Source organism: Pseudomonas juntendi (genome assembly GCF_021560075.1).
Lineage (GTDB): Bacteria > Pseudomonadota > Gammaproteobacteria > Pseudomonadales > Pseudomonadaceae > Aquipseudomonas > Aquipseudomonas juntendi.
In genome coordinates this window covers 1,501,106-1,523,030 of record NZ_CP091088.1, presented here as the reverse complement: position 1 = coordinate 1,523,030, position 21,925 = coordinate 1,501,106, and the positions used below count along the sequence as shown (strand labels likewise).

Below are 21,925 nucleotides of genomic sequence, written 5' to 3'. Positions count from 1 at the left end.
ACGAAATGGCGGGGATTATAACGACAACGGCAGCCGCGTAGGGCTGCCGTTGCTTGTCCACTGTAACCGATGGCTGCCTCGCCGGCGTCAGACCAACCGGGACAGCATGTCCTTGGCTTCCTGGCGCTGAGTGTCGTCGCCGTCCTTGACCACCTCGTCGAGGATATCGCGTGCGCCCTGGCTGTCGCCCATGTCGATATAGGCGCGAGCCAGGTCCAGCTTGGTGGCCACTTCATCACTGCCGGAGAAGAAGTCGAAGTCGAGATCGTCCAGCGGCTCCGGCTCTGGCTGCGCGGCTGCATCTTCGCTGGTGAAGTGCGGTTCCAGCGAGGGCGCCTCCAGGCTCTGCGACAGCTTGTCCAGCTCGGCGTTCACGTCATCGAGTTCCGAGGCAAAGCTTTTGTCTGCCGGCGAGTCGTCTTCCAGCGACAGTGACAAGTCGAAGTCCGAGGGCAGATCGAACTCGGAGACCGGATCGAACTCTGGCACGCTGTCGAAGGCCGCCAGCTCGGCAGCCACATCGCCCGCGGCGGTGTCGGCTGCTGGCGCAGCAGCGGGGGTGACGGGTTCGGTGACATCGAGGTCGAAATCCGACAGGTCGACCGCGGGTTGCGGCTCGGCCTGGGCCAGCATGGCTTCGAAATCCGCATCGGCGTCGGCTTGCAGGTCCTCATCCAGGGCGAACGGCTGTTCTTCTGGCGGCGCACCTGGCTGCACCGGCTCGTCCAGCACCGGTTCGGCGATCACCAGCTCATCAGGCACTGGCGCCTGCGCCGCGGGCTCGTCGAGCATCGCCGCGGCCAGCGGATCGTCCTCGGGCAGGTCTTCCCCAAGGCCAAGGTCAAGGTCAAAGGCATGGTCCAGGTCCGGCTCGCCCAGCCCCTGATCCTCCAGGCCGGCGACGTCCAGGATAGGCACCTCATCGAGAGGGTCCAGCCCGGCATCAGGTTCAGCGCCAACCTCCGGCTCAGCCACTGCCTGCGGTTCAAGCGCTGGCACCTGCTCAGGCACCCCATCGGCAACCACCGGCGCCGCGGCGTCGTCGTGCAACAACTCCTGCACGTACTGCTCGTCCATTTCGGCAGCCAAAGCTGCCGCGCCCAGGCCGGCAGCTGCCAGGCCCAGCATGGCTGGGTAGCGTTCTTTCAACTCGGCCACAGCGGCGCCATTGTGCTCGCCGGCTTGCAGCTGGCGCTCCTGTTCGGCGAAGGCCGTCTGATCACCCTGGCGCGCATACACGTCCATCAGCTTCAGGCGCAGGTCATCACGGGCCGGGGCAGCGGCCACGGCAGGCTCCAGCAGATCGGCGGCACGGTTCAGGCGCCCCTCGTCCAGGCACTGGTCGACCTCCGCCAGCAGCACGGCGTGAGGGTCTGCCGATGGCTCTGCGGCAGCCGGTTCGGCCACTTTTTCCGCAGCCACGGCAGCGGCGGCCGATGCGGCGACCACTGCAGGCGACAAGGTGACGCTCGGTTCGGCCACTTCGACGCCGTCGAAGCTTTCAGTGTCGGTGTCGAAACCGGTGCCCTGCTCTTCTTCCAGCGCCCGCGCCATGCGCAGGTGCTTTTCCGCCTCTTGTTGAGCCTTGCGCTTGCGCGCCAGCAGCCACAGCAGCAGTGCCAGGACAAGAATGGCAGACCCGGCGATCAGCCACAGCAGCCAAGGGTTACCGAGAATCTGCTCGAGCGCGCCGTTCGCCTGGCTGGCCGGCGCCGGGGCAGGCTCTGCCGCCGGCTTGCTGGCAGGTGCAGCCTGGGTGGGGGCTGGCTCGCCGCTCGCCTCGGCACCTGCCGCAGGCGCTGACGCGGCTTGCGGCGCGGGCGCCGGGGCGACGCCTGCCGGGGACGGCGTGGCAGCACCCTGCGCCTGAAGACGCGCCAACTGGTCGTTTTTCAGGTCGATCAGACGCTGCAGCTTGTCCAGCTGGCTCTGCAGGTCACTCATGCGGCTCTTGAGTTCGTCGTTGTCGCGGCGGCTGGTATCGAGACTTTCCTGCGCCACCGCCAGCTTGTCGCTTAGCGCTTTGGCCTGGTCGGCCCCCGCCTGGTTGCCCGGGCTGACCAGGCGCAGGTTGTCGCCCTGGGCAACACGCGCCGGGACGGCGTCGGCGGCACCACGGCGAGTGGCGTCCAGCTGACGGGCCCGCGGGCCCAACCGACGGCCCTCACGCCAGGCCGCGTACTGCTCGGCCACCTCACGGTTGGCCTCGGCCTGGGCGATGCTCTGAACCTGCTGCTGGTCGGGCAGGCGCAGCACCTGGCCAACCTTCAGCTGGTTGATGTTATTGCCAATGAAGGCATCCGGGTTCAGGGCCTGGATGGCGATCATGGTCTGCTGGATCGAACCGCCCTGGGTGTTGCGAGCGGCAATTTGCCACAACGTGTCGCGACGCTGGGTGGTGTAGCTGCTGGCAGCGGTACTGGCCGGGTTGAGATTGCCAGCAGCCGGTTTGTCGCCCTGGGCCTGGGCCTGGTCGAGCAACACGCTGTAGTCACGCAGCAGGCGGCCCTGCGGCCACATCACCTGGACCAGGAACTTGACCACGGGCCCAGGCAGCGGCTGGCTGGAGGTCACCCGCAGCACGCTTTTGCCGTTGGGGTTGATGACCGGCGTGAAGGTGAGGTCTTCGAGGTAGGCGGCGAATGGCACCCCGGCCTTGCTGAACTCTTGCGCAGGCGCCAGGCTGGGTGCCACTTCGGCGGCCTTGAGGTCGCGCACGTCGAGCAGTTCGATCTCGGCGTCCAGCGGCTGATTCTGTGCCGACTTCAGGGTCAGCTCCCCCAGGCCCAGCGCATTCGCCATGCCAGACGACAGCGCTGAAGCTGCAGCCATGGCCAGAACCAGTTTGCGAATTCGAAGCATGACCTCTTCCCTTGTATGAATCGTCCCGAAACCTGCATGCGGAGCAGGACAAAAGTGCTCGCCAGTATCTTTTACAGCCTGTGTTTAATCAACAATTGCGCCACTTGCACAGCGTTGAGCGCGGCACCTTTGCGCACGTTGTCGGTGGTCAGCCAGAGGTTGAGCTGCTGCTGTTCATCGATACCGTGCCGTACACGACCAACATAGACCACGTCTTGCCCGACTGCGTCACCAACCGGGGTTGGATAGTCATCATTTTCCACCCGTTCGATACTGTCGGCAGCCTCCAGGGCCTGGTTGACCGCGGCCAGATCGACCGGGTGACGGCTTTGCACAGCCACACTGAAGCTATCGCCGAAAAACACCGGTACTTGAATGCAGCTCACGGAAATCTTCAGCTCAGGCAGGCCCAGCAGCACACGCAGCTCGTTGACCAGGCGGCGCTCCAGCGCGGTATGGCCCTGATCGTCGGCGGCACCGACCTGGGCCAACAGGTTGAACGCTACCTGGCGGTCGAAGAAGCGTGGCTCCAGCGGCCGGGCATTGAGCAGTTCGGCAGTTTGCCTGGCCAGTTCGCTGACGCCCTCGCGGCCTTGTGCCGAAACGGCCAGTGCGGCCATCACCTGGATACGCTCGATTTCCAGCAGGCCCTTGAGCGGCGCCAGGGCGACGGCCAAGGCGACAGCAGCCGAGCACGGGCTGACAATTCGCGCGGGCAGCGCCAGGCCGGCGATGCGCTCGGCGTTGGCTTCGGGCACCAGCGCCAGGGCGTCGTCCAGGCCACCGGACAGGTCGATCACCGTGCAACCGGCTTGCAGCGCCTTGCCGGCAAAGCTGCGGCTGACCGCAGCGCCAGTGGCGAAGAACGCCAGCTTGACCTGGCCGAAGTCGAAGCTGTCGACTTCGCGAACCTTCAGTTTCTTGCCGGCGAACATCACGCTGCTGCCGGCAGACTCCATGCTGGCGAGCAAGTGCAGGGTCGCCACGGGAAAATCCAGTTCTTCGAGGATCTGTACCAAGGCTTCACCGACGCTGCCGGTGGCGCCGACGACGGCGATGTCCAATGGGTGTGTCATGGCAGGGATCCTCTTGCAGAAAACGGCGGGGGCGGCACTTTACTCGGATTGCAGGGTTTTGTCTGTGACGACTTCAGCTTGGTTGGGCCAGCTGCGGTAGCAGACTGCTTGGCGGGGCCAGCGGTGGTTCGCGGAGGCTGCAGCAGCTGGCGCCAATCGAGTAGGAGGCGGGTTCACACCCGCCGTCCTCTCACACCACCGTGCGTACGGTTCCGTACACGGCGGTTCAGGCTATGCGGCTAAGCCGGTTGATCGTATCCAGTATCGAGACCAGTCCGAGTCGATCCCATAGCTTCTTCGGCAGCGCCTGATTCATATGAGATGCTCCCGAGTTCCACCATGGGCCTCGACCATTAGAGGCTGATTTGCAGGCACGCTCTTCACTTAGACCCAGGCGCATCAGGTTGCGCACCCTCGTAGAGGGCTGCTTCCATTGGCGCCAGATGGCACAGCGGAGTTTGTGCCTGAGCCAGCCATCCAGTTCCTCAAGTGGCCGTTTGCTCTGGCTGAGCTTGAAGTAACCCGCCCAGCCTCGTAATACAGGGTTTATCCGCTCGATGGTATTTGCCATCTTGCGACCCCGTGCACCGCGTAGCAGCTCTGCGAGCCGGTCGCGCAGGCGACCCAGGCTCATCGTTGCCACCCGCAGCCTTGGCTGCTGATGCCAGCTCATCCCATAGCCCAAGTAGTCACACTTCCAGGCTCTCGCGACTCGACTCTTCTTCTGATTCACCGTCAGTTTCAAACGTTGGTTCAGGAAGCGCTCGACACTGACCAGTACTCGCTCGCCAGCCCGAGGACTGCGCACATAAATGTTCGCGTCATCGGCATAGCGCACGAAGCGATGGCCCCGCCGCTCCAGTTCGCGGTCAAATTCATCGAGCAGGATATTCGACAGCAGCGGCGAGAGCGGGCCGCCTTGCGGCGTCCCTTCCTGCCGTGGGCTAACGACACCACCTGACATGACTCCCGCTTCAAGGTAGCGACGGATAAGCCTAAGTACGCACTTATCTTTGACCCGGCACTCGATACAGGCCATGAGGATGTCGTGGTTGACTCGATCGAAGAACTTTTCCAGATCGATTTCCACGCACCACCGATGTCCCGATGCCACATGGGCACGGGCCATCTCGACAGCTTGATGTGTGCTTCTGCCCGGACGGAAGCCATAACTGTAGTCCGAGAACAGTGGGTCGAAGATGAGCGTGAGCTGTTGCTGCAAGGCTTGCTGGATCAAGCGATCCACGACGCTGGGGATTCCCAGTTGCCGTGTGCCGCCCTGCGGCTTGGGAATTTCAACCGCTCGCACTGCTTGTGGATGGTATTCACCGGCCAGTAGCCTGGCCTTGAGGGTTGGCCAATACTGTTTCATGTAGCCCGCCAAGTCAGCGACCGTCATGCCATCGGCACCCGGCGCTCCCTTGTTGCTGACCACGCGTTGATACGCACGTCTGAGGTTGGCCGGTGCAAGCACCCGCTCCATCAGCGTGTCCGGCTCCGCGTTCGTCCACGTCGCTGACGCCGCCGGCACCTTTGCACTGTCAGGCATCACCCTCGGCTTCTGGCCGGGATTCGGGATGACAGTTTCCGCTGTGGGAAATTTCTGCATTACGGCTACCAACGAGACAGTGACGCCTACTAGCGGCATAACCTGTTCGGCCCTTGGTGGCGCGGTTATCCGCCACTTACTACGGCTTCGGCTGACTTCTGCACGCTCATCCCGTCGCCTTTCGACGCGCGGTAGCACAATGGCAAACGTACAGATCTCCCAGGGTAATTCGCGTGACCTTCCTGCTTATGCCTGTCGGATTTACGTCACAGCGTTCCGTGCAAGTATTGGGCTTTGGCGATTGTTGCCGCCTAACCCCGCTGTGCCGCCTGATCCGCTTCCTGTTCGTCAGGCCAGCATTTTGCCTCGGGCTTCCTTCAGATTCGCAGTCGCCCGCGACACCCTTGCCTCCGGCTAACACTTCCCCTTGCCGGGTGTGTAGAGGACTTTCACCTCCAAGTCACCCGCTTGGCCACCACAGCCAAGCAGGTTGCGCTTACGCGCAACGCGCCATGCCTGGCGCACATCGAGTAGGAGGCGGGTTCACACCCGCCGTCCTCTCACACCACCGTGCGTACGGTTCCGTACACGGCGGTTCAGGCTATGCGGCTAAGCCGGTTGATCGTATCCAGTATCGAGACCAGTCCGAGTCGATCCCATAGCTTCTTCGGCAGCGCCTGATTCATATGAGATGCTCCCGAGTTCCACCATGGGCCTCGACCATTAGAGGCTGATTTGCAGGCACGCTCTTCACTTAGACCCAGGCGCATCAGGTTGCGCACCCTCGTAGAGGGCTGCTTCCATTGGCGCCAGATGGCACAGCGGAGTTTGTGCCTGAGCCAGCCATCCAGTTCCTCAAGTGGCCGTTTGCTCTGGCTGAGCTTGAAGTAACCCGCCCAGCCTCGTAATACAGGGTTTATCCGCTCGATGGTATTTGCCATCTTGCGACCCCGTGCACCGCGTAGCAGCTCTGCGAGCCGGTCGCGCAGGCGACCCAGGCTCATCGTTGCCACCCGCAGCCTTGGCTGCTGATGCCAGCTCATCCCATAGCCCAAGTAGTCACACTTCCAGGCTCTCGCGACTCGACTCTTCTTCTGATTCACCGTCAGTTTCAAACGTTGGTTCAGGAAGCGCTCGACACTGACCAGTACTCGCTCGCCAGCCCGAGGACTGCGCACATAAATGTTCGCGTCATCGGCATAGCGCACGAAGCGATGGCCCCGCCGCTCCAGTTCGCGGTCAAATTCATCGAGCAGGATATTCGACAGCAGCGGCGAGAGCGGGCCGCCTTGCGGCGTCCCTTCCTGCCGTGGGCTAACGACACCACCTGACATGACTCCCGCTTCAAGGTAGCGACGGATAAGCCTAAGTACGCACTTATCTTTGACCCGGCACTCGATACAGGCCATGAGGATGTCGTGGTTGACTCGATCGAAGAACTTTTCCAGATCGATTTCCACGCACCACCGATGTCCCGATGCCACATGGGCACGGGCCATCTCGACAGCTTGATGTGTGCTTCTGCCCGGACGGAAGCCATAACTGTAGTCCGAGAACAGTGGGTCGAAGATGAGCGTGAGCTGTTGCTGCAAGGCTTGCTGGATCAAGCGATCCACGACGCTGGGGATTCCCAGTTGCCGTGTGCCGCCCTGCGGCTTGGGAATTTCAACCGCTCGCACTGCTTGTGGATGGTATTCACCGGCCAGTAGCCTGGCCTTGAGGGTTGGCCAATACTGTTTCATGTAGCCCGCCAAGTCAGCGACCGTCATGCCATCGGCACCCGGCGCTCCCTTGTTGCTGACCACGCGTTGATACGCACGTCTGAGGTTGGCCGGTGCAAGCACCCGCTCCATCAGCGTGTCCGGCTCCGCGTTCGTCCACGTCGCTGACGCCGCCGGCACCTTTGCACTGTCAGGCATCACCCTCGGCTTCTGGCCGGGATTCGGGATGACAGTTTCCGCTGTGGGAAATTTCTGCATTACGGCTACCAACGAGACAGTGACGCCTACTAGCGGCATAACCTGTTCGGCCCTTGGTGGCGCGGTTATCCGCCACTTACTACGGCTTCGGCTGACTTCTGCACGCTCATCCCGTCGCCTTTCGACGCGCGGTAGCACAATGGCAAACGTACAGATCTCCCAGGGTAATTCGCGTGACCTTCCTGCTTATGCCTGTCGGATTTACGTCACAGCGTTCCGTGCAAGTATTGGGCTTTGGCGATTGTTGCCGCCTAACCCCGCTGTGCCGCCTGATCCGCTTCCTGTTCGTCAGGCCAGCATTTTGCCTCGGGCTTCCTTCAGATTCGCAGTCGCCCGCGACACCCTTGCCTCCGGCTAACACTTCCCCTTGCCGGGTGTGTAGAGGACTTTCACCTCCAAGTCACCCGCTTGGCCACCACAGCCAAGCAGGTTGCGCTTACGCGCAACGCGCCATGCCTGGCGCACATCGAGTAGGAGGCGGGTTCACACCCGCCGTCCTCTCACACCACCGTGCGTACGGTTCCGTACACGGCGGTTCAGGCTATGCGGCTAAGCCGGTTGATCGTATCCAGTATCGAGACCAGTCCGAGTCGATCCCATAGCTTCTTCGGCAGCGCCTGATTCATATGAGATGCTCCCGAGTTCCACCATGGGCCTCGACCATTAGAGGCTGATTTGCAGGCACGCTCTTCACTTAGACCCAGGCGCATCAGGTTGCGCACCCTCGTAGAGGGCTGCTTCCATTGGCGCCAGATGGCACAGCGGAGTTTGTGCCTGAGCCAGCCATCCAGTTCCTCAAGTGGCCGTTTGCTCTGGCTGAGCTTGAAGTAACCCGCCCAGCCTCGTAATACAGGGTTTATCCGCTCGATGGTATTTGCCATCTTGCGACCCCGTGCACCGCGTAGCAGCTCTGCGAGCCGGTCGCGCAGGCGACCCAGGCTCATCGTTGCCACCCGCAGCCTTGGCTGCTGATGCCAGCTCATCCCATAGCCCAAGTAGTCACACTTCCAGGCTCTCGCGACTCGACTCTTCTTCTGATTCACCGTCAGTTTCAAACGTTGGTTCAGGAAGCGCTCGACACTGACCAGTACTCGCTCGCCAGCCCGAGGACTGCGCACATAAATGTTCGCGTCATCGGCATAGCGCACGAAGCGATGGCCCCGCCGCTCCAGTTCGCGGTCAAATTCATCGAGCAGGATATTCGACAGCAGCGGCGAGAGCGGGCCGCCTTGCGGCGTCCCTTCCTGCCGTGGGCTAACGACACCACCTGACATGACTCCCGCTTCAAGGTAGCGACGGATAAGCCTAAGTACGCACTTATCTTTGACCCGGCACTCGATACAGGCCATGAGGATGTCGTGGTTGACTCGATCGAAGAACTTTTCCAGATCGATTTCCACGCACCACCGATGTCCCGATGCCACATGGGCACGGGCCATCTCGACAGCTTGATGTGTGCTTCTGCCCGGACGGAAGCCATAACTGTAGTCCGAGAACAGTGGGTCGAAGATGAGCGTGAGCTGTTGCTGCAAGGCTTGCTGGATCAAGCGATCCACGACGCTGGGGATTCCCAGTTGCCGTGTGCCGCCCTGCGGCTTGGGAATTTCAACCGCTCGCACTGCTTGTGGATGGTATTCACCGGCCAGTAGCCTGGCCTTGAGGGTTGGCCAATACTGTTTCATGTAGCCCGCCAAGTCAGCGACCGTCATGCCATCGGCACCCGGCGCTCCCTTGTTGCTGACCACGCGTTGATACGCACGTCTGAGGTTGGCCGGTGCAAGCACCCGCTCCATCAGCGTGTCCGGCTCCGCGTTCGTCCACGTCGCTGACGCCGCCGGCACCTTTGCACTGTCAGGCATCACCCTCGGCTTCTGGCCGGGATTCGGGATGACAGTTTCCGCTGTGGGAAATTTCTGCATTACGGCTACCAACGAGACAGTGACGCCTACTAGCGGCATAACCTGTTCGGCCCTTGGTGGCGCGGTTATCCGCCACTTACTACGGCTTCGGCTGACTTCTGCACGCTCATCCCGTCGCCTTTCGACGCGCGGTAGCACAATGGCAAACGTACAGATCTCCCAGGGTAATTCGCGTGACCTTCCTGCTTATGCCTGTCGGATTTACGTCACAGCGTTCCGTGCAAGTATTGGGCTTTGGCGATTGTTGCCGCCTAACCCCGCTGTGCCGCCTGATCCGCTTCCTGTTCGTCAGGCCAGCATTTTGCCTCGGGCTTCCTTCAGATTCGCAGTCGCCCGCGACACCCTTGCCTCCGGCTAACACTTCCCCTTGCCGGGTGTGTAGAGGACTTTCACCTCCAAGTCACCCGCTTGGCCACCACAGCCAAGCAGGTTGCGCTTACGCGCAACGCGCCATGCCTGGCGCACAACAAAAAACCCGTGCTGTTGCCAGCACGGGTTTTCGGACGAACCAGAACGATCAACGCTCCAGCAGAATCCGCAGCATGCGGCGCAGCGGCTCGGCAGCGCCCCACAGCAGCTGGTCACCCACGGTGAACGCGCCCAGGTACTGCGAGCCCATGTTCAGCTTGCGCAGGCGGCCAACCGGAATGTTCAGGGTGCCGGTGACCTTGGTCGGCGACAACTCCTGCATGCTGATTTCACGCTGGTTAGGCACCAGTTTCACCCAAGGGTTGTGCTGGCTGATCATGCCTTCGATATCGGCAATCGGCACATCCTTGTTCAGCTTGATGGTCAACGCCTGGCTGTGGCAACGCATGGCGCCGATGCGCACGCAGATACCATCGACCGGGATCGGGCTCTTGAAGCGGCCGAGGATCTTGTTGGTCTCGGCCTGGGCCTTCCACTCTTCACGGCTTTGGCCGTTCGGCAGTTCCTTGTCGATCCACGGGATCAGGCTGCCAGCCAGCGGTACGCCGAAGTTCTCGGTCGGGAACGCTTCGCTGCGCATGGCCTCGGCGACCTTGCGGTCGATGTCGAGAATGGCGCTGGCCGGGTTGGCCAGGTCGTCGGCGACGGCCGCGTGGGTAGCACCCATCTGCTTGATCAGCTCACGCATGTTCTGTGCGCCAGCGCCCGAGGCTGCCTGGTAGGTCATGGCGCTCATCCACTCGACCAGGCCAGCTTCGAACAGGCCACCCAGGCCCATCAGCATCAGGCTGACAGTGCAGTTGCCGCCGATGTAGTTCTTGGTACCGGCGTCCAGCTGCTGGTCGATGACCTTGCGGTTGACCGGGTCGAGGATGATGACCGCGTCGTCCTGCATGCGCAGGGACGAGGCGGCGTCGATCCAGTAACCCTGCCAGCCGGCTTCACGCAGCTTGGGGAAGACCTCGTTGGTGTAGTCGCCGCCCTGGCAGGTCAGGATAACGTCGAGGGTCTTGAGTTCTTCAATCGAATAAGCGTCCTTGAGCGGCGCTGTATCCTTGCCCACGTTCGGGCCTTGGCCACCCACGTTGGAGGTGGTGAAGAACACCGGCTCGATAAGGTCGAAGTCCTGCTCCTCCAGCATCCGCTGCATGAGCACGGAACCGACCATACCGCGCCAACCGATCAGACCTACACGTTTCATCGCAACTACACCTTTGCTAAAAGTGGGCCGCCACCAGGAATGTGGGGTGGCGGGCCAGAGAGATTACAGATTCCGCAGGGCTGCGACTACTGCGTCGCCCATTTCCTGCGTACCAACTTTGGTGCAGCCTTCCGAGAAGATGTCGCCCGTGCGCAGCCCCTGGTCCAGAACCAGGCTCACGGCCTTCTCGATCGCCTCGGCGGCGGCCGACTGATTGAAGCTGTAACGCAGCATCATCGACACCGACAGAATGGTCGCCAGTGGGTTGGCGATACCCAGGCCGGCGATGTCCGGGGCCGAGCCGTGGCAAGGCTCGTACATGCCCTTGTTGTCGGCATCCAGCGAGGCCGAAGGCAGCATGCCGATGGACCCGGTCAGCATGGAAGCTTCATCCGACAGAATGTCACCAAACATGTTGTCGGTCACCATCACGTCGAACTGCTTGGGGGCGCGCACCAGTTGCATGGCGGCGTTGTCCACGTACATGTGGCTCAGTTCCACATCCGGGTAGTCCTTGGCCACGTCTTCGACCACTTCGCGCCACAGCTGGCTGGAAGCGAGCACGTTGGCCTTGTCCACCGAGCACAGTTTCTTGCCGCGCACGCGGGCCATGTCGAAACCGACACGGGCAATGCGGCGCACTTCGCTTTCGCTGTACGGCAGGGTGTCGTAGGCCTGGCGCTCGCCACCTTCCAGTTCCCGCTGGCCGCGTGGGGCACCGAAGTAGATACCGCCGGTCAGCTCACGAACGATGAGAATGTCCAGGCCGGAAACGATCTCGGGCTTGAGCGAAGACGCGTCGGCCAGTTGCGGGTAGAGGATGGCCGGGCGCAGGTTGGCGAACAGGCCCAGTTGCGAACGGATTTTCAGCAGGCCGCGCTCCGGGCGGATATCACGCTCGATCTTGTCCCACTTCGGCCCGCCCACCGCGCCCAGCAAGACCGCGTCGGCCTTGCGCGCACGCTCCAGGGTTTCGTCGGCCAGGGGCACGCCGTGCTTGTCGATGGCAGCGCCACCGATCACATCGTGGGCCAGGCTGAAACCGAGCTGGAACTTGTCGTTGGCCAGCTCCAGCACCTTGACCGCTTCGGCCATGATTTCCGGCCCGATACCGTCACCTGGGAGAATCAGAATCTGCTTGCTCATGCTTTCCTCTATCCATTCACACGGCGTGGCCAAGCGGGCCCCACCGAAAAAAACTTATCGCTCTGCCCACAGCACCAGTACATCGCTGCTGAACGAGCCATCGCTGTCGATCTGATAATACTGCCGTACTTCTTCGCCCATGGCTTGCTGCAATTGGCGGATAGCCACGCGCATCGGCTCGGGGGTACGCATGCGCTCGACCCAGCTGGAAAACTCCAGGCGCAGCGGCTGGCGGGTGTGGCTGCGCACGTGCAAACCGGCTTCGCTAACCTGGCGCTGCCATTCGGCGGCGGAATAATCGCGCACGTGGCTGGTGTCGCGCAGCACTTCGACCGTTTGCAGGTAGGTGTCGAGCAGCGGGCTGCCCGGTGACATCACATCGATGAACGCCGCCACGCCGCCTGGCTTGAGCACCCGGCGCACTTCGCGCAAGGCCAGGCCCAGGTCGCTCCAGTGGTGGGCCGAGTAGCGGCTGAAAACGAAGTCGAACGATGCATCGCCGAACGGCAGGCGTTCGGCCGCGCCGCGTTCGGTGATGATATTGCCCAGGCCGCGCTCGGCAGCGGCGCTGGCGACCAAATCGAGCATGGCCTGCGACAGGTCGTAGGCGACCACTTCGGCGACCAGCGGCGCAACGTGGAAGCTGACATGCCCGGCACCGCAGCCCAGGTCCAGCACACGGGCGGCGCCCTGCCCTGCCAGTTCGGCCTGGAGCAAGGCAAATTCACTGCCCTGGGCGTGTACGGCGCTGCTGAGGTAGGCACTGGCTTGTTCGCCGAACTGGCGTTGGACCACGTCGGTGTGTTGGCTGCTGGTCATGTCTCGATCCTTTTGGTTCTGGGTTGGCTCTAGGGGCGCTATCGCCGGCAAGCCAGCGCTCACAGGAGCACCACAGCCTGAAAGTTGTGGGAGCCCTGCGGGCGCTGGCTTGCCGGCGATGAGGCCAGCAAACCCGGCTACATCATTCAGGCATCCCGGAACAGCCAAGGCTGCGCAGCACGGTGCTTGCCTTCGAAGGCCTTGATCGCATCGCTGTCCTGCAGGGTCAGGCCGATATCGTCCAGGCCGTTGAGCAGGCAGTGCTTGCGGAAGGCATCGATCTCGAAGTGCAGCACCTTGCCGTCTGGGCGGGTCACCGCCTGGGCCTGCAAGTCGATGGTCAGCTGGTAGCCCGGGTTGGCTTCCACCTGCTTGAACAACTCGTCCACTTCCTCATCGCTGAGGATGATTGGCAGCAAGCCGTTCTTGAAGCTGTTGTTGAAGAAGATGTCAGCGAAGCTCGGCGCAATGATGCTGCGGAAGCCATACTCGTCCAGCGCCCAGGGGGCGTGCTCGCGGCTGGAGCCGCAACCGAAGTTCTCCCGCGCCAGCAACACACTGGCACCCTGGTAGCGTGGGTAGTTGAGCACGAACTCCTGGTTGACCGGGCGCTTGCTGTTGTCCTGGTAGGGCTGGCCCACGTCCAGGTAACGCCACTCGTCGAACAGGTTCGGACCAAAGCCGGTGCGCTTGATCGACTTGAGGAACTGCTTGGGGATGATCTGGTCGGTGTCGACGTTGGCACGGTCCAACGGCGCGACGAGGCCAGTGTGCTGGGTAAAGGCTTTCATGCTGCGCTCCCTTGGATCAACTCGCGAACATCGATGAAATGACCGGCTACCGCGGCAGCGGCGGCCATGGCCGGGCTGACCAGGTGGGTACGCCCACCGGCACCCTGACGGCCTTCGAAGTTGCGGTTGGAGGTGGACGCGCAATGCTCGCCGCTCTCCAGGCGGTCCGGGTTCATCGCCAGGCACATCGAGCAGCCTGGTTCACGCCATTCGAAACCGGCTTCGAGGAAGATCTTGTCCAGGCCTTCACGTTCGGCCTGCGCCTTGACCAGGCCCGAACCCGGCACGACGATGGCTTGCTTGACGCTGGCGGCCACCTTGCGGCCCTTGGCGATTTCCGCCGCCGCGCGCAGGTCTTCGATGCGCGAGTTGGTGCACGAGCCGATGAATACGCGGTCCAGCTTGATGTCGGTGATGGCCTGGTTGGCCGTCAGCCCCATGTACTTCAAGGCACGCTCGATCGAGCCGCGCTTGACCAGGTCGGCTTCGGCGGCCGGGTCCGGTACGCGCTGGTCGACGGCCAGGACCATCTCGGGCGAAGTGCCCCAGCTGACCTGCGGCTTGATCTGGCTGGCATCCAGCTCGACCACGGTGTCGAACACCGCATCGTCATCCGACACAAGGTCTTTCCACGCCTCGACCGCCTGCTTCCACTGCTCGCCCTTCGGCGCGTAGGGGCGCCCTTCGACGTAAGCAACGGTAGTGGCGTCGGTGGCCACCAGGCCCACACGGGCACCGGCTTCGATGGACATGTTGCAGATGGTCATGCGGCCTTCCATCGACAGCGCACGAATGGCACTGCCGGCGAACTCCATGGCGTGGCCGTTGCCACCGGCGGTGCCGATCTCGCCGATCACGGCCAGGACGATGTCCTTGGCGGTGACGCCGGCCGGCAGCTCGCCTTCCACCCGGACCAGCATGTTCTTCATTTTCTTGGCGACCAGGCACTGGGTGGCGAGCACGTGCTCGACCTCGGAGGTGCCGATACCGTGGGCAAGGGCCCCGAACGCGCCGTGGGTCGAGGTGTGCGAGTCGCCGCAGACCACGGTCATGCCCGGCAAGGTGGCGCCTTGCTCCGGGCTGATGACGTGGACGATGCCCTGGCGTTCGTCGTTCATCTTGAATTCGACGATGCCGTATTCGTCGCAGTTCTCGTCGAGGGTCTGCACCTGAAGGCGCGACACCTGGTCGACGATGGCCTCGATGCCGCCCTTGCGCTCAGGCGTGGTTGGCACGTTGTGGTCCGGCGTCGCGATGTTGGCGTCGATGCGCCACGGTTTGCGGTTGGCCAGGCGCAGGCCTTCGAAGGCCTGAGGCGATGTCACTTCGTGGATGATGTGGCGATCGATGTAGATCAGGGACGAGCCGTCATCACGGCGCTTGACCTCATGGGCTTCCCAGAGTTTGTCGTAGAGCGTTTTGCCAGCCATCAGACTGTTCCTCATCAGCGTCTTTCTGTGCCAAAAACCCCTTGGCTTGTATGGACGATGCTATGGGGTTAGATTGAATAACTCAAATTCATAATTTTTATGCTTTGGATAGCCAAAAGGAATACCAAACCATGGACCTGGCCAACCTTAGTGCCTTTATCGCTATTGCGGAAAGCGGCAGCTTTTCCGGGGCAGCGGAACGCCTGTTCCTGACCCAGCCCGCCATCAGCAAGCGCATCGCGGGCCTGGAGCAGCAGCTGGACGTACGCCTGTTCGACCGTTTGGGGCGCGAAGTGACGTTGACCGAGGCCGGGCGGGCACTGCTGCCCCGCGCTTACCAGATCCTCAACGTCCTTGATGATACCCGACGGGCGCTGACCAACCTGAACGGGGCAGTGAGTGGTCGGCTGACCCTGGCCACCAGCCACCATATCGGTCTGCACCGCCTGCCCCCGCTTTTACGGGCGTTCACCCGCGAATACCCAGCGGTAGCACTGGATATTCAGTTCATGGATTCAGAACAGGCCTACGACGAGATTCTGCATGGCCGCGCCGAAATTGCCGTGATCACCCTGGCGCCCGAACCGCACCACCTGGTCAAGGCGGTACCGGTATGGGACGACGCCCTGGATTTCGTCGCGGCGCCCGAGCACCCGCTGGCCAACAACCAGGCAGTGAGCCTGGCCGATGTCGCCCGCCACCCGGCGGTGTTCCCCGGTGGCAACACGTTTACCCACCATATCGTCCAGCGCCTGTTCGAAAGCCAGGGCCTGACGCCGAACATCGCCATGAGCACCAACTACCTGGAAACCATCAAGATGATGGTATCGATCGGCCTGGCCTGGAGCGTGCTGCCGCGCACCATGCTCGATGAACAGGTTGCACCCATCGCCTTGCCCGGCATACAGCTGTCGCGCCAGCTAGGCTACATTTTGCACACGGAGCGTACGCTGTCGAACGCGGCCAGGGCGTTCATGGCGTTGCTCGACAGCCACGCAGGGTCCGCCTGAGCGGCCGTCAGCCCGGCATTTCCAACTCCAAGGACGCGTCTTACGCCAAAGGTCTGGTACCGATGCCCAAAACAGTGAACCGCTTTTTGCGCCTGCCGCGAATACCTGCGGCCGACCCGCAGGAATCCGAGCAGGCCTGGCAGAACGCCCCACAACTGCTGGCCGCGCTCAACGGCGCTCGCCTGGGTGCCTGGCTATGGGATATCGAAAGCGGCCGGGTCAGCTGGTCACGCGGCACCCAGGCGCTGTTCGGCTTCGACCCCCAGCGCCCGCTGCCCGCCGATGCCGACTACCTCGACCTGCTGCCCGAAGAGGACCGTGCCCGTACCCGCCAGGTGTTCCAGGCGATTTTCAACGGCGAGCCGGTGGAGCGCGCCATGCGCCACCGCATCCGCTGGCCGGACGGCAGCCTGCACTGGCTGGAGATCAACGGCAGCCTGACCCACGACCAGCATGGCCGGCCACAGATGATCGGGGTGGTGCGTGAAATCACCCGCCAGCGCGAGCGGGAAGCGGCATTGATCAACTCGGAGAAGCGCTTCGCCACGCTGTTCCACCTCAGCCCCAACGCCATTTTGCTCTCCCGCCGCCACGACGGCATGATCTTCGAGGTCAACCAGCATTTCGAAGACATGTTCGGCTGGCCTGGCAGCCAGGTCATCGGCAAGACCAGCCTGGAGCTGGGCCTGTGGGTCAACCCCGAGCAGCGTCAGCAGGTGATCGAATCGACCCGTGCCAACGGCGACCCGCAGATCATGGAGGTCCAGTTCCGGGCCATAAGCGGCAAGGTGCACGACGGCATTCTCTGCACCCAGGGCATCGAACTGGAAGGCGTGACCTTCCTGATCAGCACCTTCGTCGATACCAGCGAGCGCAAGCGCGCCGAGCAGGCCCTGAAAGACAGCCAGGAGCGCCTGGACCTGGCCCTGGACTCGGCGCAGCTGGGCACCTGGGACTGGCATATCCCCAGCGGCATGCTCTATGGCTCGGCCCGCGCCGCGCAGTTGCACGGCCTGCCGCCGATTCCTTTCCACGAGTCGTTCGACGCCTTCTTCGAGGGTGTACCGGAACAAGAGCGCAACTCGATGCGCCAGGCCTACCGAAGCCTGCGCGAAGGCCCTGCCGGCAACTACCAGATCACCTACCGGGTGCAGCTGGAAAACGGCGTTTCGCGCTACATCGAGAGCCGCGCCCGGCTTTACCGGGACGACCAGGGCAACCCGCTGCGCATGGCCGGCACGTTGCTCGACATTACCGACCAGGTCGAACGCGAGCAGCGCCTGAGCGCCTCCGAGGAGAAGTTCGCCAGCCTGTTCCAGGTCAGCCCCGACCCCATCTGCGTTACCCGCCAGGACACTGGCCAGTTCATCGAGATCAACCCGGCCTTCACCCAGAACTTCGGCTGGAGCAGCGAGCAAGTGCTTGGCCGCACGGCCGAGGAGATCGGCTTGTGGGCCGAATCCATCGAGCGTGCGCAACGCATCGAACGGGTGATCCGCGAACAGGCGCTGAGCAATGTCGCCGTGGTCGTCAACCACCGCAGTGGGGCGCCCCTGACGTGCGTGATCTCCAGCCGCCTGATTACTGTCGACGACCAGCCCTGCAGCGTGACCACCCTGCGCGACATCACCCAACAGCAACGCGCCGAAGCGGCCCTGAAATCCAGCGAGGAAAAGTTCGCCAAGGCCTTCCACTCCAGCCCTGACGCCATCACCATCACCGAATGCAACAGTGGCCGTTACCTGGAAATCAACGATGGCTTCTGCCGCCTGACCGGCTATAGCGCTGCGGAAGTGGTGGGCCAGACGGTGTACGAAATCGGCATCTGGGCCGATGACAAGCAACGCGGCGCCTTGCTCGCCGAACTGCGCGAGCGCGGTCGGGTTCATCACCGCGAGATGCTCGGGCGCAACAAGCGCGGCGATATCCTGACCGTGGAGGTGTCGGTCGAGCGGATCACCCTCAATGAAGTGGACTGCCTGTTGCTGACCGCCCGCGACGTCAGCCAGCTGAAGAACGCCCAGGCGCAGATCCGGCACCTGGCCTACCACGACCCGCTGACCAACCTGCCCAACCGCGCCCTGCTGATGGACCGCCTCAGCCAGCAGATCGCCCTGCTCAAGCGCCACAATCTGCGCGGCGCGCTGCTGTTCCTCGACCTTGACCACTTCAAGCACATCAACGACTCGCTGGGCCACCCGGTGGGCGACGCGGTGCTGAAGATCATTACCGCGCGCCTGGAAGCCAGCGTGCGCCTGGAAGACACCGTAGCGCGCCTGGGCGGCGACGAGTTCGTGGTGCTGCTCAGTGGTCTGGAAGGCAGCCGAGAATTGGTGGAAGCACAAGTGCGCGAACTGGCCGACACCCTACGCGAGCTGCTGGCCGAGCCCATGTCGCTGGATGGCCAGCGCCTGCAGGTCACGCCAAGCATCGGCGTGGCGCTGATCCCCGACCATGGTGCCACCCCGGCCGACCTGCTCAAACGTGCCGATATCGCCCTGTACCGGGCCAAGGATTCCGGTCGCAACACTACCCAGCTGTTTCACACCACCATGCAAAAGGCCGCCAGCGAACGCCTGCGCATGGAGAACGACCTGCGCCTGGCCCTGGCCCGCGGCGAACTGGCGTTGCACTTCCAACCGCAGGTGGATGCCCGTGACAACCGCATCGTCGGTGCCGAGGTGCTGCTGCGCTGGCACCACCCGCAACTTGGCCAGCAGCCACCCGCGCAGTTCATCCAGGTACTGGAGGAAAGCGGGCTGATTCTGGAAGTGGGGAGCTGGATCCTGGACGAGGCCTGCGACGCCTGCGCGCGCATGCTGACGGACGGCCTGATCGACGCCGACGACTTCAGCCTGTGCGTGAACATCAGCCCGCGGCAGTTCCGCCAGGCCGACTTCGTGGGGCGGGTATTGCGCAGCCTCGACGACTACCGTCTGCCCCGCAAGATGCTGAAGCTGGAAATCACCGAGGGCATCGTCATCCAGAACCTGGAGGACACCATCAGCAAGATGCGCGAGCTCAAGCGCTATGGGGTGAGTTTCGCCATGGATGACTTCGGCACGGGCTACTCGTCGCTGACGTACCTGAAGCGCTTACCGGTCGATGCACTGAAGATCGACCAGAGCTTCGTGCGCGATGCGACGGTCGACCCGAACGATGCGGAAATCGTCCGTGCCATCGTCGCCATGGCCCGCAGCCTGGACCTGGCGGTGATTGCCGAAGGGGTAGAACTGACAGAGCAGCTGGAGTTTCTCGAGCAGCTGGGGTGCTACCTGTACCAGGGCTACCTGCATAGCCGGCCGTTGCCGTTGGCGGAGTTCCGGCAGATGCTGCTGGAAGCACCGGCGGATTACTGACTGGAACCCCGGTGTGGCCGCTTTCGCAGGGCCAGGCATAAAAAGGGCACCCGTAGGTCAATGCCAGTCAGTTAAGTCATTTGGGGCCGCTTTGCGACCCTTCGCGGGCACGCCCGCTCCCACATCTTGAGTTCAGCGCTAGACCTGTGGGAGCGGGCGTGCCCGCGAAGGGCTGCAAAGCAGCCCCAGTAACGCAGGCATTAACCCATAGATGCCCTTGTTTACAACGATCCCATCAATTCAGCGCTGGCTTGTCGCCGTTGATCGGGATGCGCTTGGCCTTGGCTTCTTCAGGCACGATGCGCAGCAGGTCGATGCTGAGCAGACCATTGGCCAGGCCGGCAGCCTTGACTTCAATGTGGTCGGCCAAGCGGAACGACAGCTTGAAGGCGCGCTGCGCGATACCCTGGTGCAGGTAGGTCACTTCAGCATCGCCATTGTCACGCTTGCCACCGATAACGGTCAGGACACCCTTTTCGACCTGCAGGTCGAGGTCCTGCTCCTGGAAACCGGCTGCGGCAACCACGATACGATATTGGTCATCGCCATGCTTTTCCACGTTGTAGGGCGGGTAGCTGCTACCAGCCTCATTACGGGCCGCGGATTCGAACAGGTCATTGAAGCGGTCGAAGCCAACGGAATGACGGAACAGTGGAGCAAGAGAGAAAGCGGTAGTCATGGTCATAAACTCCTGAGTATCAGCAAGTAAATCATTGCGCGACCCGAATTCGGCATCGCGTACTCAAGAGATAGGGACGAGACAAAGGCTTTCAAGGGGGTAAATTGAAAAAATCTGCAGAGGTTGAACGGGCGATGGCTGATCAGGCAACACAGGCCTCGGCCACCGCCTCACAGCCCAGCAACCGGCTGATCCGCGCACAATCATCCTCGCGGCGCAACTCGGCAAACAGCAGCACCGCCTCCGGGTAGCTACGGGTCAGCATGGCCAGCCACTGCTTCAGTCGGCCGGGCGCATAACGCGGTGACAGCTTGGCCTGGGCCTGGCGCCAGAACTCGCGCAGCAGCGGCTGCAGGTCCTGCCAGCCCAGCGGCTGGTAATCACGCCCATCCCGCGCCGCGGCTATCTGCAGGCCAAGGTCAGGGCGCGAAACCAGCCCACGGCCAAGCATGATGTCCTCGGCACCACTGACCTCACGGCAACGCCGCCAGTCGTCCACGGTCCAGATCTCGCCATTGGCAAACACGGGCACCTTGACCACATCCTGCACCCGCGCCACCCACTCCCAATGGGCGGGTGGCTTGTAGCCCTCGACCTTGGTCCGCGCATGCACCACGAGGTGCGCCGAGCCACCGTCAGCCAGCGCCATGGCACAATCCAGCGCGCCGGCCGGGCTATCGAAGCCCAGGCGCATCTTCGCGGTTACCGGGATATGCGCAGGCACCGCGCGGCGCACGGCATGCACGATGGTATTGAGCAACTCCGGCTCCTTGAGCAGCACGGCGCCACCGCGGGACTTGTTCACTGTCTTGGCCGGGCAGCCAAAGTTCAGGTCGATGACCGGCGCGCCCAGTTCACAGGCCAGTGCGGCGTTTTCCGCCAGGCATAGCGGGTCCGACCCCAGCAGTTGCACGCGCATGGGCACCCCGGCAGCCGTCAGCGCCCCCTGGCGCAGCTCGGGCGCCAGCTTGTGGAACGAAGCCGGCGGCAACAGGCGGTCGCACACCCGAATGAACTCGGTGACGCACCAGTCTATGCCGCCCACACGGGTCAGCACGTCGCGCAGGATGTTGTCGACCAGCCCCTCCATGGGGGCCAGAGCAATTTGCATGTCGGGGTCTCGGCGGAAAAAGGCGGCAGTCTAACAAAAAAACCCGGCGTTTCAGGCACCGATCAGCGCCGGCCCGTAACCGTCGAGAAATTCTGCCGGCATGCGCCTGGGCTTGCCGCTGGAAAGCTCGATGCAGGCGAAGGTGGTCCGCGCTCGCAGCAGGGTCACACCGTCACGCGGGCGTTGGAGTTGGAAACGCCGGGTCATGCGCAGGCGCTGATCCCAGTCGATGATCCAGGTGGCCAGTTGCAATTCGTCGTCTTCGTAGGCGGCCGCCAGGTAATCGATTTCGTGGCGCACCACAGCCATTGCACGGTCCAGCCGGCGATACGCGGCAAGGTCCAGGCCCAGGCGCTGGGAGTGACGCCAGGCACAGCGCTCCAGCCAGGTGACGTAGACGGCATTGTTGGCGTGGCCGAGGCCATCGATGTCCTCGCTGCCGACGCGCAGGTCGATGACGAAGGGTGTTGGCAGGTCCCAACTCATGTTCGCTTCCTTGGCGCAAAAGCCGATTTAGCAGCGGCGAGCGGGTCAATGTCCAGCGACATCGCCATGCTCCAGAGTC

At 62.9% G+C, this 21,925-nt stretch carries 15 protein-coding genes; 2 read left to right on the top strand and 13 right to left on the bottom strand.

What is annotated here, in order from left to right; all coding sequences use genetic code 11:
- Positions 1–87: 87 nt before the first annotated feature.
- The 10 genes from L1P09_RS06990 to leuC all read right to left on the bottom strand — a co-directional run bounded on the left by L1P09_RS06990 (position 88) and on the right by leuC (position 15,201).
- Positions 88–2,862, bottom strand: a complete 2,775-nt coding sequence (locus tag L1P09_RS06990; protein ID WP_235768646.1) for a FimV/HubP family polar landmark protein — start codon at positions 2,860–2,862, stop codon at positions 88–90.
- A gap of 71 nt (positions 2,863–2,933) precedes the next feature.
- The gene (locus L1P09_RS06985; RefSeq protein ID WP_235768645.1) at positions 2,934–3,938 is read right to left on the bottom strand and encodes an aspartate-semialdehyde dehydrogenase; all 1,005 of its coding nucleotides are present in this window, start codon (positions 3,936–3,938) and stop codon (positions 2,934–2,936) included.
- A gap of 226 nt (positions 3,939–4,164) precedes the next feature.
- Positions 4,165–5,586 carry a group II intron reverse transcriptase/maturase gene (gene ltrA, locus L1P09_RS06980; protein WP_222186725.1) on the bottom strand — a complete coding sequence of 474 codons (1,422 nt, stop codon included), beginning with the start codon at positions 5,584–5,586 and terminating at the stop codon, positions 4,165–4,167.
- 497 nt (positions 5,587–6,083) lie between these two features.
- Entirely contained in the window at positions 6,084–7,505 is a 1,422-nt protein-coding gene (gene ltrA, locus L1P09_RS06975) for a group II intron reverse transcriptase/maturase (protein ID WP_222186725.1), read from the bottom strand.
- Between the two features lie 497 nt (positions 7,506–8,002).
- Positions 8,003–9,424: a group II intron reverse transcriptase/maturase gene (gene ltrA, locus L1P09_RS06970; protein WP_222186725.1), complete on the bottom strand. Its 1,422-nt coding sequence runs from the start codon at positions 9,422–9,424 to the stop codon at positions 8,003–8,005.
- A 478-nt stretch (positions 9,425–9,902) separates the two neighbouring features.
- On the bottom strand, positions 9,903–11,015 hold the full coding sequence (gene asd / locus L1P09_RS06965; RefSeq protein ID WP_029887368.1) for an aspartate-semialdehyde dehydrogenase: 1,113 nt from the start codon (positions 11,013–11,015) through the stop codon (positions 9,903–9,905).
- Between the two features lie 63 nt (positions 11,016–11,078).
- Positions 11,079–12,161, bottom strand: a complete 1,083-nt coding sequence (leuB, locus tag L1P09_RS06960; protein ID WP_009681662.1) for a 3-isopropylmalate dehydrogenase — start codon at positions 12,159–12,161, stop codon at positions 11,079–11,081.
- A gap of 54 nt (positions 12,162–12,215) precedes the next feature.
- Positions 12,216–12,980: a class I SAM-dependent methyltransferase gene (locus L1P09_RS06955; RefSeq protein WP_235768644.1), complete on the bottom strand. Its 765-nt coding sequence runs from the start codon at positions 12,978–12,980 to the stop codon at positions 12,216–12,218.
- 146 nt (positions 12,981–13,126) lie between these two features.
- The gene (gene leuD, locus L1P09_RS06950) at positions 13,127–13,771 is read right to left on the bottom strand and encodes a 3-isopropylmalate dehydratase small subunit (protein ID WP_009681664.1); all 645 of its coding nucleotides are present in this window, start codon (positions 13,769–13,771) and stop codon (positions 13,127–13,129) included.
- The gene (gene leuC, locus L1P09_RS06945) at positions 13,768–15,201 is read right to left on the bottom strand and encodes a 3-isopropylmalate dehydratase large subunit (RefSeq protein ID WP_235768643.1); all 1,434 of its coding nucleotides are present in this window, start codon (positions 15,199–15,201) and stop codon (positions 13,768–13,770) included. The genes leuD and leuC overlap by 4 nt, the downstream gene beginning before the upstream one ends.
- 131 nt (positions 15,202–15,332) lie before the next feature.
- On the opposite strand from leuC, the gene L1P09_RS06940 reads away from it, so the two are divergent.
- Both L1P09_RS06940 and L1P09_RS06935 read left to right on the top strand, forming a co-directional pair.
- The gene (locus tag L1P09_RS06940; RefSeq protein WP_125855449.1) at positions 15,333–16,211 is read left to right on the top strand and encodes a LysR family transcriptional regulator; all 879 of its coding nucleotides are present in this window, start codon (positions 15,333–15,335) and stop codon (positions 16,209–16,211) included.
- Between the two features lie 62 nt (positions 16,212–16,273).
- On the top strand, positions 16,274–19,570 hold the full coding sequence (locus L1P09_RS06935) for a PAS domain S-box protein (protein ID WP_235768642.1): 3,297 nt from the start codon (positions 16,274–16,276) through the stop codon (positions 19,568–19,570).
- Between the two features lie 235 nt (positions 19,571–19,805).
- Here the strand turns inward: L1P09_RS06935 and L1P09_RS06930 are convergent, their stop codons facing one another.
- The 3 genes from L1P09_RS06930 to L1P09_RS06920 form a co-directional block, all read right to left on the bottom strand.
- Positions 19,806–20,249: an Hsp20 family protein gene (locus L1P09_RS06930; RefSeq protein WP_009685045.1), complete on the bottom strand. Its 444-nt coding sequence runs from the start codon at positions 20,247–20,249 to the stop codon at positions 19,806–19,808.
- A gap of 142 nt (positions 20,250–20,391) precedes the next feature.
- Positions 20,392–21,360 (bottom strand): tRNA dihydrouridine synthase, encoded by a 969-nt coding sequence (locus L1P09_RS06925; protein WP_197886036.1) that lies wholly within the window; start codon positions 21,358–21,360, stop codon positions 20,392–20,394.
- 51 nt (positions 21,361–21,411) lie between these two features.
- Positions 21,412–21,846 (bottom strand): acyl-CoA thioesterase, encoded by a 435-nt coding sequence (locus L1P09_RS06920; protein WP_197886035.1) that lies wholly within the window; start codon positions 21,844–21,846, stop codon positions 21,412–21,414.
- Positions 21,847–21,925 lie beyond the last annotated feature (79 nt).

What these genes read in the sequence shown, in the direction of transcription:
- L1P09_RS06990 (WP_235768646.1), bottom strand. Translation starts at nt 2,862, where the DNA reads ATGCTTCGAATTCGCAAACTGGTTCTGGCCATGGCTGCAGCTTCAGCG.
- L1P09_RS06985 (WP_235768645.1), bottom strand. Translation starts at nt 3,938, where the DNA reads ATGACACACCCATTGGACATCGCCGTCGTCGGCGCCACCGGCAGCGTC.
- ltrA (WP_222186725.1), bottom strand. Translation starts at nt 5,586, where the DNA reads ATGCCGCTAGTAGGCGTCACTGTCTCGTTGGTAGCCGTAATGCAGAAA.
- ltrA (WP_222186725.1), bottom strand. Translation starts at nt 7,505, where the DNA reads ATGCCGCTAGTAGGCGTCACTGTCTCGTTGGTAGCCGTAATGCAGAAA.
- ltrA (WP_222186725.1), bottom strand. Translation starts at nt 9,424, where the DNA reads ATGCCGCTAGTAGGCGTCACTGTCTCGTTGGTAGCCGTAATGCAGAAA.
- asd (WP_029887368.1), bottom strand. Translation starts at nt 11,015, where the DNA reads ATGAAACGTGTAGGTCTGATCGGTTGGCGCGGTATGGTCGGTTCCGTG.
- leuB (WP_009681662.1), bottom strand. Translation starts at nt 12,161, where the DNA reads ATGAGCAAGCAGATTCTGATTCTCCCAGGTGACGGTATCGGGCCGGAA.
- L1P09_RS06955 (WP_235768644.1), bottom strand. Translation starts at nt 12,980, where the DNA reads ATGACCAGCAGCCAACACACCGACGTGGTCCAACGCCAGTTCGGCGAA.
- leuD (WP_009681664.1), bottom strand. Translation starts at nt 13,771, where the DNA reads ATGAAAGCCTTTACCCAGCACACTGGCCTCGTCGCGCCGTTGGACCGT.
- leuC (WP_235768643.1), bottom strand. Translation starts at nt 15,201, where the DNA reads ATGGCTGGCAAAACGCTCTACGACAAACTCTGGGAAGCCCATGAGGTC.
- L1P09_RS06940 (WP_125855449.1), top strand. Translation starts at nt 15,333, where the DNA reads ATGGACCTGGCCAACCTTAGTGCCTTTATCGCTATTGCGGAAAGCGGC.
- L1P09_RS06935 (WP_235768642.1), top strand. Translation starts at nt 16,274, where the DNA reads ATGCCCAAAACAGTGAACCGCTTTTTGCGCCTGCCGCGAATACCTGCG.
- L1P09_RS06930 (WP_009685045.1), bottom strand. Translation starts at nt 20,249, where the DNA reads ATGACTACCGCTTTCTCTCTTGCTCCACTGTTCCGTCATTCCGTTGGC.
- L1P09_RS06925 (WP_197886036.1), bottom strand. Translation starts at nt 21,360, where the DNA reads ATGCAAATTGCTCTGGCCCCCATGGAGGGGCTGGTCGACAACATCCTG.
- L1P09_RS06920 (WP_197886035.1), bottom strand. Translation starts at nt 21,846, where the DNA reads ATGAGTTGGGACCTGCCAACACCCTTCGTCATCGACCTGCGCGTCGGC.